Genomic DNA, 13,846 nt, shown 5'->3' with positions numbered 1-13,846 from the left:
AAATTTGTTTAATTAAGGTATATACTATAAAGCTTCAATATTAGGGAGATAGGTATTATGACTAGAAAGAGCTCCTCCAATTTCGTCTTACATGCAAAAAGTGACCAGTTCTATTGGGAGGGGATTGGCCAACTTTCTATTAAAACATTTTCGAATGGTAATGCTTATTATAAAACTAGTAAAGGATTTTTTGCTGTTGAAGAAAGCCGATACTTACTTCTTAACGAAGGAGCTTATACCATTTCAATAGAGGAGAAGAAGGAAGTGGAATCCTTTTGTGTTTTCTTTAAAGAAGGATTTGCAGCGGAAGTAGCGAAATCATTAATTGAGTCAAACGATAAACTTCTAAGTGACCCTTTTAAGGTCACAAGTTCAATTGGATTCTTTGAAAAAACCTATCCTACAAGTGATACTCTTTCTTCTCAAATAAAAACTTTCAAACAGAACTTATCTGCTCTTCAACATGACCCTAATGGTTATGAAGAACAATTTTATAAGTTAATGCAAACTATTTTAATAGAACATACCAATACTTGGAAAGAGGTGGAATCATTAAGTGCAATCCGTCATTCCACACGTGAAGAGTTATATAGGAGAGTCAGTATTGCCAATGATTATATAAGATGCTATTATGACAAACCAATTAAGTTAGATGAAATTGCACAGATTGCTTTCTTATCTACAAACCACTTACTAAGAACATACTCACAAATATACGGCAAAACACCTCATCAGCATATTTCAGAATTAAGAATACAAAAAGCAAAAAAGCTATTATCCAATCTTGAAGATAATATGACGGAGATAACATTTAAACTAGGATTTCAAAATCCTGTATCTTTCAGCAAAATGTTCAAGCAATATGTCGGAATTTCTCCTTTAGAATATCGTAAAAAGGTGATTTTGGATAAGAAATCTTAAGTAAAATGATTTATTTTTATAATGATAGGAGATTAGAAGGGAGAAATGTTCTTTGGAAACGAAGATGATTCAAAAAGTCGGACAAATTGGAGTGCCTGTACAAGATATAAATAGAGCACAAGATTTTTATAAAGAGAAACTGGGTCTCTCTCTATTATTTAACACGGATAGCTTGGCCTTCTTTGAATGCAACGGGCTGCGGCTCATGCTTACACTTCCGGAAAAAGAGGAATTCGCTTATTCCAGTTCGGTCATCTATTTTCAAGTAGATCATATTAAAGATACCTATGAAAACTTAGTTACTAAAGGTGTTACATTTATAGATGAACCACATGTTGTTGCCAAAATCGGGCAAACAGAAACATGGATGGCATTTTTTAAGGATACAGAAGGAAATACACACGCATTGATGAATGAAGTACAAGTTTAATGAAAGTAAGAGGATACCGTTCTAATGATAGGAGCGGTATCCTTCCTGTTCTATTAGTTTCTTATAACCTTTGTCTAAAATTTATTCTTACTAATAGTGATACTTTTCACCCTACCTTACAAAACTAACCTTCTTCCAAACAGGTTGCTTAGATCTTAAAGAAATGTTTCACGTGAAACGTGTCTTCTTTTGTAAAAATTTGTTTCACCTTTGTTATAATTAAATGGGTGATATATATGTACAAGGTCTTAATTGCTGAAGATGATCTTAAGATAAGAACCTTAATAGCAAATTACTTAGCAAAGTGGAATTTCCAGCCTGCGATAATAGAAAATTTCAAAGATATTGATAAGCAAATGTTGCAAGAGGAGCCCCATCTAATCCTACTGGACATTAATTTACCTGTGCACGATGGATTTTATTGGTGTAGCAAGCTTCGCCAGCTGTCCGGTATACCTATCATTATTATTTCCTCCCGCTCTCAAAGCATGGATATAGTAATGGCAATGAACATGGGTGCAGACGACTATATACAAAAACCATTTTCGCTCGAAGTATTGGTGGCAAAAATGAATGCGGTCCTTAGACGTTCTACTTTCATTCAAGACAAGGAAAATGACCAGCTTACGGTTGGAAAGCTTACTCTTAGTATTCAAAACTCTTTTGCTTCCCATCATGGGAAAGAGGTTTCACTTACACGAAACGAATTTCAGATTTTATACATTCTAATGAAAAAAGCGGGGCATATAATCTCTCGCGACGAAATAATGAGGGCTTTATGGGAAGATGAGCATTTTATCGATGACAATACACTTACTGTAAATATTGCTCGTCTGCGGAGGAAGCTTGAGGAAATCGGCCTGAAAGAGGTAATCATGACGAAGAAAAGACAGGGATATCTTTTGCAATGAAATGGCAGCATTATCTTAAGGATAACCGATATCTCTTAATCACTTATTTTATAGTTCTATTACTAACGTCTATCATCATCCTATTGGACCCTGAACTAAAAATTCACATTAGTAATCTTCTATATTTATTGCTACTTATCAGCTTGCTATTTCTAATTTACATATTTTTTGATTACCGTAGAAAAAAAGCCTTCTACCGGGAATTAGCTGATCAAATAGAAACCTCTTCTATTTTAGAACTATTCAACACCAATTATTATGAAGAAAAGCTAATTACTCAACTATTAACGAACCAAAAACAGCAATATGAAAAAGAATTAGAACGGCTAAAAAAAGAGCAGAAGGAATGGAACGAATATATCGCTACTTGGGTTCATGAAATTAAAACACCTATTTCCGTTAGCAAAATGATATTTGAAACGGAAACCATTTCAGAAAGCTTGGAAGAAGAAATGTGGAAAATAGAGCATCTGGTTGACCAATCCCTTTATTATGCCAGAGCAAGCGATTTTAACAAGGACTATTTAATTCAGGAAATAAATGTCGAGCAAATAATAAAAGAAGCAATAAAGGATAATCGTAAGGTGTTTTTATCCAAAAAGATAAAGCTCGAATTACATCTTTCTGCCATGGAAGTCCTCTCAGACAAAAAAGGGCTCCGATTCATCATGGACCAAATTCTCTCAAATTCATTAAAATATACCCCCTCTGGAGGAAAGATACTGATCGAAATTCCTAAAGATGAAAGAAGGATCATTATTAGGGACAATGGAATCGGCATTCCCGCGGAGGATATACCCAGAATTTTCGAGAAAGGTTTTACAGGAAATAACGGCAGGCAATTCGCTGCTTCCACTGGCATGGGTCTATATCTTGCCAAGAAAATAGCCAGTAAACTGGGGCATCAGTTGACAGTACATTCCATTGAAGGTTCTTATACTGAATTGTCTATCCAGTTTTCCAAAAACGTTGAGCTGCTAAAAGAGGAATTTCATCCTTTCAATCATTAGAAAAGACGTGATGCTGCCATCACGCCTTTTCCTTTTAAGGTTCTTTTCTTAAGCTATGTTGCTTTTGTAAATTCAAACTTTATAACCATCTTTATTTAATAATTTATAATAGAAGTGTATTTCCTTACTGTTAGCAAATAATAACCAAAATAGATTCCAATATAAATAGCAATCGTGATTAGATACGGCTGCAGCATATTGATGTTAGCAAATCTCGCCAATGTTGATAGGATAACAGAACTATTTGGAATTGCCATGACTAACGGAAGCACAAAGACTGGTAAAATCTGTTTTGCAATGGTCCCCTTCATTTGCTTTCTGTTCATGCCAATCTTTCGTAGTATTTTATAGCGTTCCTTGTCTGCTGTTGCTTCTGTAAGCTGTTTATAATACAACATACTGCCGGTGGCGAGTAAAAATACAATTCCTAAAAAGGCCCCAATGAAGATTAACAGCCCATAAGTTTGAACTCCTCTTTCATATTCCTGGTGAAAGGAGGAATATTGAAGGGCTTCATCAAAGGAACTAGTTTTATAGACCTTATCCTCTATTTCCTTTGAAAGTTCCCCCATTGATTTTTCATTCTCTAGTTTATAAATTTGCATATATCGTATATCGTTATGCTTTTTTAGTTGCTGATATTGACTATTATTAATTACCATCGGAAAGGAATAATAGCTTTGATTTAACAAATGCCCTTTTTCATATTTTTGGATGGTAAGTTTGCTTTGATCCGACAATTGCACCGTTTTGCCTGTGTATGGATCCTTATTTTGATTTAAATTCCCGTCATGAAAAACAACGGCTCTATCTTTTCCGATATTTTTCACATACTTCAATCCCATTTTTGTAGCCAGCTTTTGATACTCTGTTTCTGAAATTAGCAATATTGGTTGTTGATTCGACCATCTTCCTGTCGAAGAAAGATCCCCCTCCAACTGCAAATACTCTAGTTTTTTGGAGAATACAATCGAGTGCTTCCTGTCTTCCTTAATTAACCGTTCCACCTGATAATCGATTTCCTTGCTTTGGGATGTATACATAATACTTAATGGGTAGTTTTTGGATGTTTCAGATAGCAAGTTATGGTGAAATCCGAAAATAGCCCCCAACGTAAATAATGTAATAGTGGTTAATGATGCTATCATGGACAAAATAACTACATTGCCTTTCATCCGAAAACGAAGGTGAGAAACACTAATTAAATTAGTCCCTTTAAAATAAATTCCTCGTACCGTTTCAAGCTTCTCTAAGAATACATGGAAAACCGACCGATTGAAAAGAAAGGTCCCAATCAACATGAATAACAAAGAAAACATGACAGCTGTAAAACCATATCTCTTATAAAAAGCGGAATCTCCAGGAAGCAGTAAAATATAATAGCCTACTCCAAGGATTAATAATGATAATAGTGCGGTAATCTTCGATGCCTTTTTCTCCACAGGCCCTTGTTTATCGGCTTTTAGCAGCTCTATCAATGTATAGCGATATATTATCCGGTAATTATGTATTGCGGTTACGCCGATAATCCCTGTAAACACAACTAGTGTTTGGATTATAGCTTTAGAAGATATATAGAATGTTGCAATAAATGAAAACCCCATTAATTTTATTAAAAGCATAGCAAATAGCTTCGATAATATGGCCCCTATTGCGATTCCAACTCCAAGAGCAATGAAACCTGTAATCAAATTTTCATAAAAAAGAAGTCTTGCTATCTGTTTCTTGCATATACCAAATAAGGAGTATAATGCTATCTCTTTCTTTCGTTTTCTTGTAAAAAAAGAATTGGAGTACCAGATAAAAGTGGCTGAAAACAAAAACAGCAAAACAGATGATGCCATAAAGGCAGGCTGTACCTTTCCAAGGGCGGTCGCAGTTTGGATAATTTGATTGTTATATTGAAGCGATACAAAGGTAAAATAGATAACAATACTTAGCACCATTGGATAAAAGTACAATAAATACTGTTTTGTATTCGTCTTCAAATTTCTCCTTGCCAAGCTAAATAGTGTCAATATGCCCACCTCCTCCAATGGTTGCAAGGATATCAATGATTTGACCAAAAAATTGTTTTCGGGTCCGATCCCCCTTCCTTATTTCTGTAAAAATGGAACCATCTTGGATAAATAGAACACGGTTGGTGAAACTTGCAGCATAGGCATCGTGCGTTACCATTAAGATGGTTGCCTGCTGTTGTTTATTTAAATTGGCCATGGTTTCTAACAGCATAAAGGCAGATTTTGAATCGAGCGCTCCTGTCGGTTCATCTGCGAATATAAGGCTTGGATTCGAAATAATCGCTCTTGCCACTGCCGTTCTTTGCTGCTGACCACCCGAAATCTTGTAAGGATAGGAATTTAAAATACCTTTTATTCCAAGCTCCACTGCTATTTTTTCCACCCTTTTTTCAATTTCATAGGGAGAAACATTCGATAAACTTAAAGGAAGAATGATATTTTCCTTAACCGTTAACGTGTCAATTAAATTGTAATCCTGAAAAATAAATCCTAATTTTTCTCTTCTGAAATCCGCTAGATCCTCTTCGTTAAACTCGAGGATATTATCTCCATCAATTGTTATGGCACCTGAAGCCGGTACATCGATAGTAGATAATACATTCAAAAGCGTTGTTTTTCCTGCACCAGAAGGGCCCATTATACCGACAAATTCTCCCTTATATACCTCCAGTTCAATGTCATCCAATGCTGTATGAAGATTCCCTTTTGATCCAAATACTTTTTTTATATTTGTAGCCTCTAATACGAGTTGGTTGTCCATATTATCACCCCTTAAATTTTTTCTTATATTTTCACTATAAAAGAAACATAGGGACGCAACCATAATTTATCCTTACAATTTATCCCCAATCCTTACAAATTTGTCACTATTTATTTTTTTAATTCTCTATTTCTACTAAAGGTGTTGCTAATATATTTATCTAAAAAAGTAAAAGGGATGCTCCTATACTCTTAGCATCCCTTCAAATATGAATTATTTAATTAATTTCACTTGGATGAATTTAAAAACCAGCAACTGCCATTCCTATTAATACTCCAAGAAGGCCTCCTGCTACCCCAAGAATCATCATGACGGTACCATGTGTTTCCTTGCCTCTTTTTCTCACTAAGTAACCCATAATGACACTACCTGCACCAAAAAGGATTGGAATAAATAGCAAGGATATTGCAAAAAAGATCCATCCAAGGACGATAAAAACGGTAGCATCTTGAGTCTTGGCACTTTGGTTTGGAAATTGTACAGAGGTATTTAGTCCCTCTACTTCATGATGTAATACTTCTCCACATTTATGACAAAATTTGTCCTCATTACTGCATTGTGTTCCACATTTTTTACAATACATAAGCATTCCCCTATTTTTAATAGAATCAATTAATAAATTTATACCCAATAATTGCAATCTTTCTGTGCTAGAAGTAACCATCCTTTATGGTGATTTTCTTCTAATTTAATTTTACTACAAAATTCCGGAAATTCCTTCATAAAAAGACAAAATTCTCGCAGCTCTTTCAAATTTTTTTCTAGTCGATATTTTTAAGATTGATTGAATGGATTACACTACCTGTAAAGCCTCCTTTTAGTATTCTTACAATATAACAATTCTTTATCTATCCATAATTCGGATACCTAAATATTTTCCTATTCTTGGGGATATTACTTTTGTGCTGTTCAAACGATTTCTAACAGTGGGCATAGTTGGTGGGAAAAATATAGCTAAAATATTTTCCCCATTATCATATTAACATCGTAAACGCTTTCTATCCTTCTTATTAGAAATAATGGGGTTGCAAAATTTTTGTTAGCTACTATAATTACTCTATTAATATTATTCAGACAATAAAAAAATCAATGACGAGAAGAGTAGCTTGTAATTCTTGCACTTAAGAGAGCCGGCGGTTGGTGAAAGTCGGTGTCAAGATACGGGTGAAAATCATCTCCGAGATGCAAGGTCGAATCGTTAGTAGACCTTTGCCGGACCTTCCCGCCGTTAAAATGGGACGCGTATGATAGTACGTTGACGAGAGCCGCAATTTATTTTTTTGCGGAAGTAGGGTGGTAACGCGAGCTAGCTCGTCCCTATCCAAGGGGACGGGCTTTTTTTATTTGTCTAAAAAAGATAAGGAGAGAGAAAAGTGAAAAAAAAAGACACGTTTTTTGTAGGATTAATGTTATTTTCTATGTTCTTTGGGGCTGGTAACCTGATTTTCCCACCATTTCTAGGAATGGGGGCCGGAACTTCCTTCTGGCCAGCGATTATTGGATTTATCATTACAGCCGTAGGGCTTCCACTAGTAGTGATAATTGCCACCGCCCTTGGAAAAGACGGCGTGAATACACTTGGGAATCGTGTTCATCCATGGTTTGGAGCAATATTCACCATTGTTGTCTATTTATCCATCGGACCATTCTTTGGAATACCGCGGAATGCCAATGTTGCTTTCGAAATGGGCTTCAAGCCTTTTCTAGGAGACGTTTCTATTAACAATTCCATTCTCCTACTAAGCTTTACCGCTATTTTCTTTTTACTTGTCTATTTATTAAGCTTAAATCCTTCTAAGGTCGTTGATTATATGGGGCGCTGGATTACCCCAATATTATTAGTATCCATTGTCGTTCTTTGTGTCACTGGACTTTTCAAACTTAATCATCCTTTAAAAGCACCAACAGAGACTTATCAAAGTGCTTCTTTACTTAAGGGCTTTATCGACGGCTATTCCACAATGGACGCTCTGGCAGCTCTTGCTTTCGGGATTGTTATTTTAACAACATTTAAGCAAAAGGGTCTCAATGACCACAAGCAATTAACGGTTTATACAGTAAAAGCGGGATTGGTTGCTGGTGCCGCACTTGCACTTGTTTATTTGGCAATTGGTTACTTAGGCGCGAGAATGGCTTCATATGGAAACTTTGATAACGGGACAGCTATATTATCAAGTGCATCTACAATTTTACTAGGCAATAGCGGGAAAGTCTTACTTGGTATGATCTTTACACTAGCCTGCTTTACTACCTGTGTCGGTCTCACGATTGCATGCGGACAATTTTTCAACACAATTGCACCAAAGATTAGTTATAAAATGTTTGTCACACTTGTTACTCTTGTCAGCTTCTTAATAGCAAATTTAGGTTTAAATCAAATTATCACGATTTCCGTTCCATTCTTAGTTATGGCTTATCCGTTAACGATTGTTGTCGTTGCCCTTTCATTCTTCCATCGTTATTTTAACGGATCCCGAAAGGTTTACACTGGAGCAATGATTTTGACTGGACTTGTAAGCTTGCATGACGGGCTAAAAATGTTCGGAGTCGATTGGGGTGTTGTGGAATCAGTGATGAGAAGTCTTCCGCTTACTTCTGTTGACCTTGGCTGGGTGGCACCAGCAATCATTGGCGGCGGTATCGGACTACTCATTCATAAGATTTCCGGTTCAGCAATTACCGATGAAGGAAGCGAATAAAAGAAGGTATTTAAATTCTAGAAATCGTTAACTTTATTGCTTTTTTAAGCTAAAACCATATTAATAACCTTTATATGTGGTAAACAGAAACCTTTCCTAAAAAGTGATGTACCTAAAACAATGACCAGATGGGGAAATTTAATGGAGTACCTTCAAATTTTCATAAATTTGACGATAACCATGAGTTGGATGTAAATTCCTAACCATAAGAAATAATACAAATCTCAAGAATAGAAAAAGTATGTTATAATATTGTCGAAACAAGAGATTTGTATGAAAAGCAACAGAATATATAAATAGAAAGGAATGTGAAAGAATGAGTAACGGAATTTTCAAAATCCCAACACCTACAAATGAGCCTGGTAATTCATACGCTCCAGGTACTAAAGAACGTGAAACATTAAAAGCAGAATTAAAACGCCAATCTGGCATCGTAGTCGATATCCCTGTCATTATTAATGGGGAAAATATTAAAACAGATACAGTGAAGCAAGTGATTATGCCTCACGATCATCAACATATATTAGCTAACTATTCTCAAGCCGGAGAAAAAGAATTACGTGATGCTATCGAGTCAGCAATGGCTGCGAAAGAAGCATGGGCAAATATGCCATGGGAGCACCGTGCAGCTATTTTCCTAAAAGCTGCGGATTTAATCTCTGGTCCATACCGTGATGTAATGAATGCTGCTACAATGTTAGGACAATCCAAAACAGTTGTTCAAGCGGAAATTGATTCAGCTCAAGAATTAGTAGATTTCTTACGTTTCGGCGTAGACTATGCTAATCAAGTGTATCAAATTCAACCGTCCAGTATGAAAAATATTTGGAACCGTACAGATTACCGTCCTTTAGATGGTTTCGTATTAGCTATTTCTCCATTCAACTTCACAGCAATTGGCGGAAACTTACCTGCAGCTCCTGCAATGATGGGGAACGTTGTAGTTTGGAAGCCTGCAACAACTTCTATGCTAGCAAACTACTACTTTATGCGTATTTTAGAAGAAGCTGGTCTACCAAAAGGTGTTATTAACTTTGTGCCTTCTCGTGGCTCACAAGTATCCGAAATAGTGTTAACAGACCCTCGCATGTCTGGATTCCACTTTACTGGATCTACAGCTACATTCCAAACCATTTGGAAAACAGTAGGAGAAAACATTGCTAACTATCACTCATATCCTCGTTTAATTGGGGAAACTGGTGGAAAAGACTTTGTATTTGCTCATGAATCTGCACAAGCGGACAAAGTAGTCGCAAGCCTAGTTCGTGGCGCATTCGAATACCAAGGTCAAAAATGTTCAGCAGCTTCTCGTGCATACATCCCTGCTAGCATGTGGGAAGAAGTTAAAGCAGGTTTAGTAGAAGAAACAGCTAAGCTTAAAGTTGGAGATGTTCGTGACTTCCGTAACTTTATGGGTGCTGTTATTGATAAACCAGCATTTGATTCTATTACAAGCTATATTGAATATGCAAAAGCTTCAGAAGAAGCGGAAATTATTGCTGGTGGTACGTATGATGATTCTGTTGGATACTTCGTTCAACCAACGATCATTGTAACAACAAATCCAAACTTCAAAACGATGGTGGAAGAAATCTTTGGCCCAGTACTAACGATCTATGTATACGAAAACGAAAAATTAGAAGAAACATTAGTGGCAGTTGACACAGCTTCTATGTATGCACTAACTGGTTCTATTTTTGCACAAGATCGTCAAGCCATTCAGCATTTAGAAAATCGCTTATCAGGTGCAGCAGGAAACTTCTATATCAATGACAAACCAACTGGTGCTATGATTAATCAACAACCATTCGGTGGTTCTCGTGGTTCTGGTACAAACGATAAAGCAGGTTCAGTATTTAACATGATTCGTTGGACTAGTCCTCGTGTTATCAAAGAAAACTTTGCACCAACTACAGATATTGCATATCCATTTATGGATGCAGAATAATTAAATATAATATAAAAAGAGGTTGAAATACTTTACTTTCAACCTCTTTTTACTTTTCCTGCAAAGACAAGTTCATATATTTAAGAAATATTAGCTAAATATGATTGAATCGAACTAGGTAATAATCGATAGAAAAACCCTTTATATTTAATATCCAATAGACCAGCAATACATATAATTAATATTATTATTAGTGAAATAATTAGCTTATTCTTTTTTGACATTAATTTCAACAGGACTCCCTCCACTAAGTAATACCAATAGTTTTTGTCTTCCTAACATTAGGTTCAGTTTATATTCTTCATCCTAAATAGCTGCTAATTCTTCAACATTTCCGCAAGTTCCAATAAGGAATGGTATTGTTTAATATGATAATATCTCCCATCTTTTTGTAGATATCCTTTATCGCAAAATTGTGTAAGCACATGTAGTAAGTGTCGGTAGGATACACCTAAATAATCACAAACAGTTACATGTTTTTCTTTATAAACGCCTTCATCAGCTAGTTGCAAGATGAAATCCGCAAGCCGATTTTCTAGGGGAAAAGCAAGGCTCTGTGAATACTTAGACGCCATATGTGTTGCCTTTATACTTAAAAACTTCGTTAATTCACGTAAAAATTTGGCATCTTCCATTAATTGTGTACGACAGTGATGAATGGAAAGAGCAAAACAAATGGTCTTCGTTGAGGCTTGAATTCCTTTTGTATAGTAGACATCGTTTAATAATTCCATTTCGCCAATGTAATCTTTTCGGTTAATAAAATTAATTAAGGAAACTTTGCCATTTTGATGAGTTATATATATTTTTGCTTTTCCCTCCATAACATAAAATAAAAAATTGGGTCTCATCCCCTCTTGAATGATCCACTCATCACGTTGGTATTCGTGCACTTCCATAAACTCTTCCGCCGGAAAAGAAAACAAATTTGCAATAGAGTTCTTTTCCAAATACAATTGCTTTTTTTTACCTTTGTAGATTTCCATCATTCACCTCATAATATGAGATATCTCCTATTTATTAATATACTTCCATGATAACATGCAAACAATGGAGGTATATAGAATGAATACACATCGTTGGATGAGTTTACAGTTTTTTAGTTTTTTTATGACATGGGGAATTTTTCTGCCCTTTTGGACAGGATGGATGATTCATGCAAAAGGGATTACGGTTCCTCAAGCTAGTTTGATTATGAGCTTAGGCTTGGTCGCAAGAGGCCTTTCTACATTATTTGCTTTTCCTTATTTATCAGGAAAATTGAGTAGTAAAATCTTATTAAATGGAGCGAAAATCGGTACTCTGATTTCTATTCTGTGTTATATTCCAGCAAATACCTTTACTAGCTTACTTATAGTCACATTAATATTCCATTTTTTCTACCCTGCATTAATGCCCGCTTTAGATAGCGCTGCGAGTATCCTCGTACAAAATAACCAATTAAAGCATTATGGGAAAAGCCGTCAGTGGGGATCTATTGGATTCATCTTGGCAGGAATGATTCTATCTGTATTTACAGGGATGCTTGGAGATCGAGTGATTTTATGGGCGTTTATATTTGGTACAGTGTTTGTAGTATGTCTTGGCTTCATGCGTGCACCAGTTATACTATCTAAAAAGCCACATGCAGACAAAACACAAAAGATGGGGCTGTTAAAATTATTCGATATCAAACACTTTAGTTTGGTACTAATTATCGTGATCTTACTTCAAGCAGCACATGCTTCTTATTACAATTATGGTTATCTCTTTTTACAGGAAATCCATGCACCCAAATATTTGATAGGTGTAATTATAAATATTGCCGTGGTTGCAGAAATTATCTTTTTTTCCATCGCAGATAGGAGATTTCAAAACTTTTCCGTAGGCTCCCTACTTGCAATGGCAGCATTAGGTTCCTCTTTACGCTGGATATTAGTATTTGCCTTTCCTAATGTATTTGTTTTCTCTGTTTCGCAAATTTTACACGCATGTTCATTCGCTATGGGGCATTACGCCTTTATGAAATACTTAATAAAGAACATTTCTCCGTCTCAAATTCCTAAAGCTCAAGGGATGTACTCCGCACTGGCTCTTAGTTGGAGCACTGCCGTCTTTACGATGTTCGGCGGCTATTTATACGAAATTGAACCAAGATATGCTTTCATCGGAATGATTGTTTGCACTATTCCATCGATGATTCTTGCACTTGTATATAGAAAGCTAGAACTTAAAAAGGAAACTTCGCTTTCTATTTAGTTTAAAACTTAGGGAGTGCCAGTGTTCTTATTAGATAAATTGAGAACAGCCTCAATGTATAAAAATGGCACCCATAAGGAGTGCCATTTGTTTCTACATCGCAGTTAATCCACCATCAACAATAAATTCAGAGCCTGTAGAGTAGCTTGATTCATCAGAAGCTAAGTATAAAACAATATTTGTTACTTCTTCCGGTTGTGCAACTCTCTTTAAAGGAATGTGCTTGGCAAATTCCTCTACAGCGGCCTTTGTATCTTCTTGCACTACCATTGGAGTCGCGATAACTCCTGGATGTACAGAGTTAACACGGATACCATAGTGTGAACATTCCATCGCAGCTGCTTTTGTCATACCGCGAACAGCAAATTTTGTATCCGTATAACCAACTGCTCCACCAACAAGACCATTTATTGAAGAAATGTTAATAATCGAGCCGCCACCTGCTTTTTGCATGGATGGAATAACTGTTTTTAATCCTAAAAATACAGATACCTGATTAATATCCACAATGCGGCGGTATTCTTGTTCTGTAGTTTCAAGAATTGACTTCGCCATTGTAATACCGGCATTGTTTACTAATACGTTGACTGGTCCGAACTTTTCTTCAGCTTTAGCAACAACATCTGCCCACTCTTCTGCGTTTGTTACATTATGTTTTACAAATAAAGCATTTCCGCCCAATTCGCTTGCTAATGCTGTACCTTTTTCTTCATTTAAATCTGTTAATATAACTTTTGCACCCTCTGCGACAAAGCGTCTTGCGTGAGATGCTCCCATACCTTGAGCAGCGCCTGTAATAATTGCTATTTTTCCTTTTAAACGAGCCATTAAAGAACTCCTCCCTTTCAAATAAAAAACTAAATCTTCCTGAAACTGAAACAGGCGATATATCATTTAAACTACAAGTG

At 36.0% G+C, this 13,846-nt stretch carries 12 protein-coding genes and 1 other annotated feature; of the genes, 7 read left to right on the top strand and 5 right to left on the bottom strand.

The window, feature by feature from the left end:
• Positions 1-57: 57 nt before the first annotated feature.
• The 4 genes from KHA87_RS18530 to KHA87_RS18515 all read left to right on the top strand — a co-directional run bounded on the left by KHA87_RS18530 (position 58) and on the right by KHA87_RS18515 (position 3,272).
• A complete protein-coding gene (locus KHA87_RS18530; RefSeq protein WP_213095672.1) occupies positions 58-921 on the top strand; it encodes a helix-turn-helix domain-containing protein in 864 nt (287 codons plus the stop codon).
• Between the two features lie 52 nt (positions 922-973).
• Positions 974-1,351 carry a VOC family protein gene (locus KHA87_RS18525; RefSeq protein WP_213095671.1) on the top strand — a complete coding sequence of 126 codons (378 nt, stop codon included), beginning with the start codon at positions 974-976 and terminating at the stop codon, positions 1,349-1,351.
• A gap of 236 nt (positions 1,352-1,587) precedes the next feature.
• On the top strand, positions 1,588-2,262 hold the full coding sequence (locus KHA87_RS18520; RefSeq protein ID WP_213095670.1) for a response regulator transcription factor: 675 nt from the start codon (positions 1,588-1,590) through the stop codon (positions 2,260-2,262).
• Positions 2,259-3,272 carry a sensor histidine kinase gene (locus KHA87_RS18515; protein ID WP_213095669.1) on the top strand — a complete coding sequence of 338 codons (1,014 nt, stop codon included), beginning with the start codon at positions 2,259-2,261 and terminating at the stop codon, positions 3,270-3,272. The genes KHA87_RS18520 and KHA87_RS18515 overlap by 4 nt, the downstream gene beginning before the upstream one ends.
• A gap of 95 nt (positions 3,273-3,367) precedes the next feature.
• Here the strand turns inward: KHA87_RS18515 and KHA87_RS18510 are convergent, their stop codons facing one another.
• The 3 genes from KHA87_RS18510 to KHA87_RS22290 all read right to left on the bottom strand — a co-directional run bounded on the left by KHA87_RS18510 (position 3,368) and on the right by KHA87_RS22290 (position 6,636).
• Positions 3,368-5,290 carry an FtsX-like permease family protein gene (locus KHA87_RS18510; protein WP_213095668.1) on the bottom strand — a complete coding sequence of 641 codons (1,923 nt, stop codon included), beginning with the start codon at positions 5,288-5,290 and terminating at the stop codon, positions 3,368-3,370.
• Positions 5,277-6,053, bottom strand: a complete 777-nt coding sequence (locus KHA87_RS18505) for an ABC transporter ATP-binding protein (RefSeq protein ID WP_213095667.1) — start codon at positions 6,051-6,053, stop codon at positions 5,277-5,279. The genes KHA87_RS18510 and KHA87_RS18505 overlap by 14 nt, the downstream gene beginning before the upstream one ends.
• A gap of 241 nt (positions 6,054-6,294) precedes the next feature.
• On the bottom strand, positions 6,295-6,636 hold the full coding sequence (locus KHA87_RS22290) for a zinc ribbon domain-containing protein (protein WP_249310607.1): 342 nt from the start codon (positions 6,634-6,636) through the stop codon (positions 6,295-6,297).
• Positions 6,637-7,133: 497 nt separating this feature from the next.
• Positions 7,134-7,375, top strand: a binding site (T-box leader).
• A gap of 51 nt (positions 7,376-7,426) precedes the next feature.
• On the opposite strand from KHA87_RS22290, the gene brnQ reads away from it, so the two are divergent.
• On the top strand, positions 7,427-8,752 hold the full coding sequence (gene brnQ / locus KHA87_RS18495; protein ID WP_213095666.1) for a branched-chain amino acid transport system II carrier protein: 1,326 nt from the start codon (positions 7,427-7,429) through the stop codon (positions 8,750-8,752).
• 316 nt (positions 8,753-9,068) lie between these two features.
• Positions 9,069-10,700 carry an L-glutamate gamma-semialdehyde dehydrogenase gene (gene pruA, locus KHA87_RS18490; RefSeq protein ID WP_213095665.1) on the top strand — a complete coding sequence of 544 codons (1,632 nt, stop codon included), beginning with the start codon at positions 9,069-9,071 and terminating at the stop codon, positions 10,698-10,700.
• 317 nt (positions 10,701-11,017) lie between these two features.
• On the opposite strand, the gene yeiL is transcribed toward pruA, so the two are convergent.
• A complete protein-coding gene (gene yeiL / locus KHA87_RS18485; RefSeq protein WP_213095664.1) occupies positions 11,018-11,686 on the bottom strand; it encodes a transcriptional regulator YeiL in 669 nt (222 codons plus the stop codon).
• A 79-nt stretch (positions 11,687-11,765) separates the two neighbouring features.
• Between yeiL and KHA87_RS18480 the strand changes: the two genes are divergently transcribed.
• Positions 11,766-12,938 carry an MFS transporter gene (locus KHA87_RS18480; protein WP_213095663.1) on the top strand — a complete coding sequence of 391 codons (1,173 nt, stop codon included), beginning with the start codon at positions 11,766-11,768 and terminating at the stop codon, positions 12,936-12,938.
• Between the two features lie 93 nt (positions 12,939-13,031).
• Here KHA87_RS18480 and KHA87_RS18475 read toward each other — a convergent pair whose 3' ends face one another.
• Entirely contained in the window at positions 13,032-13,766 is a 735-nt protein-coding gene (locus tag KHA87_RS18475; RefSeq protein ID WP_213095662.1) for a glucose 1-dehydrogenase, read from the bottom strand.
• Between the last annotated feature and the right edge of the window lie 80 nt (positions 13,767-13,846).

The sequence above is a fragment of the Bacillus sp. FJAT-49736 genome, from assembly GCF_018343615.1.
Classification (GTDB): Bacteria; Bacillota; Bacilli; order Bacillales; family Bacillaceae_C; genus Margalitia.
The sequence above is the reverse complement of the archived record's forward strand: the minus strand, read 5'-3'. Positions and strand labels throughout refer to the sequence as shown.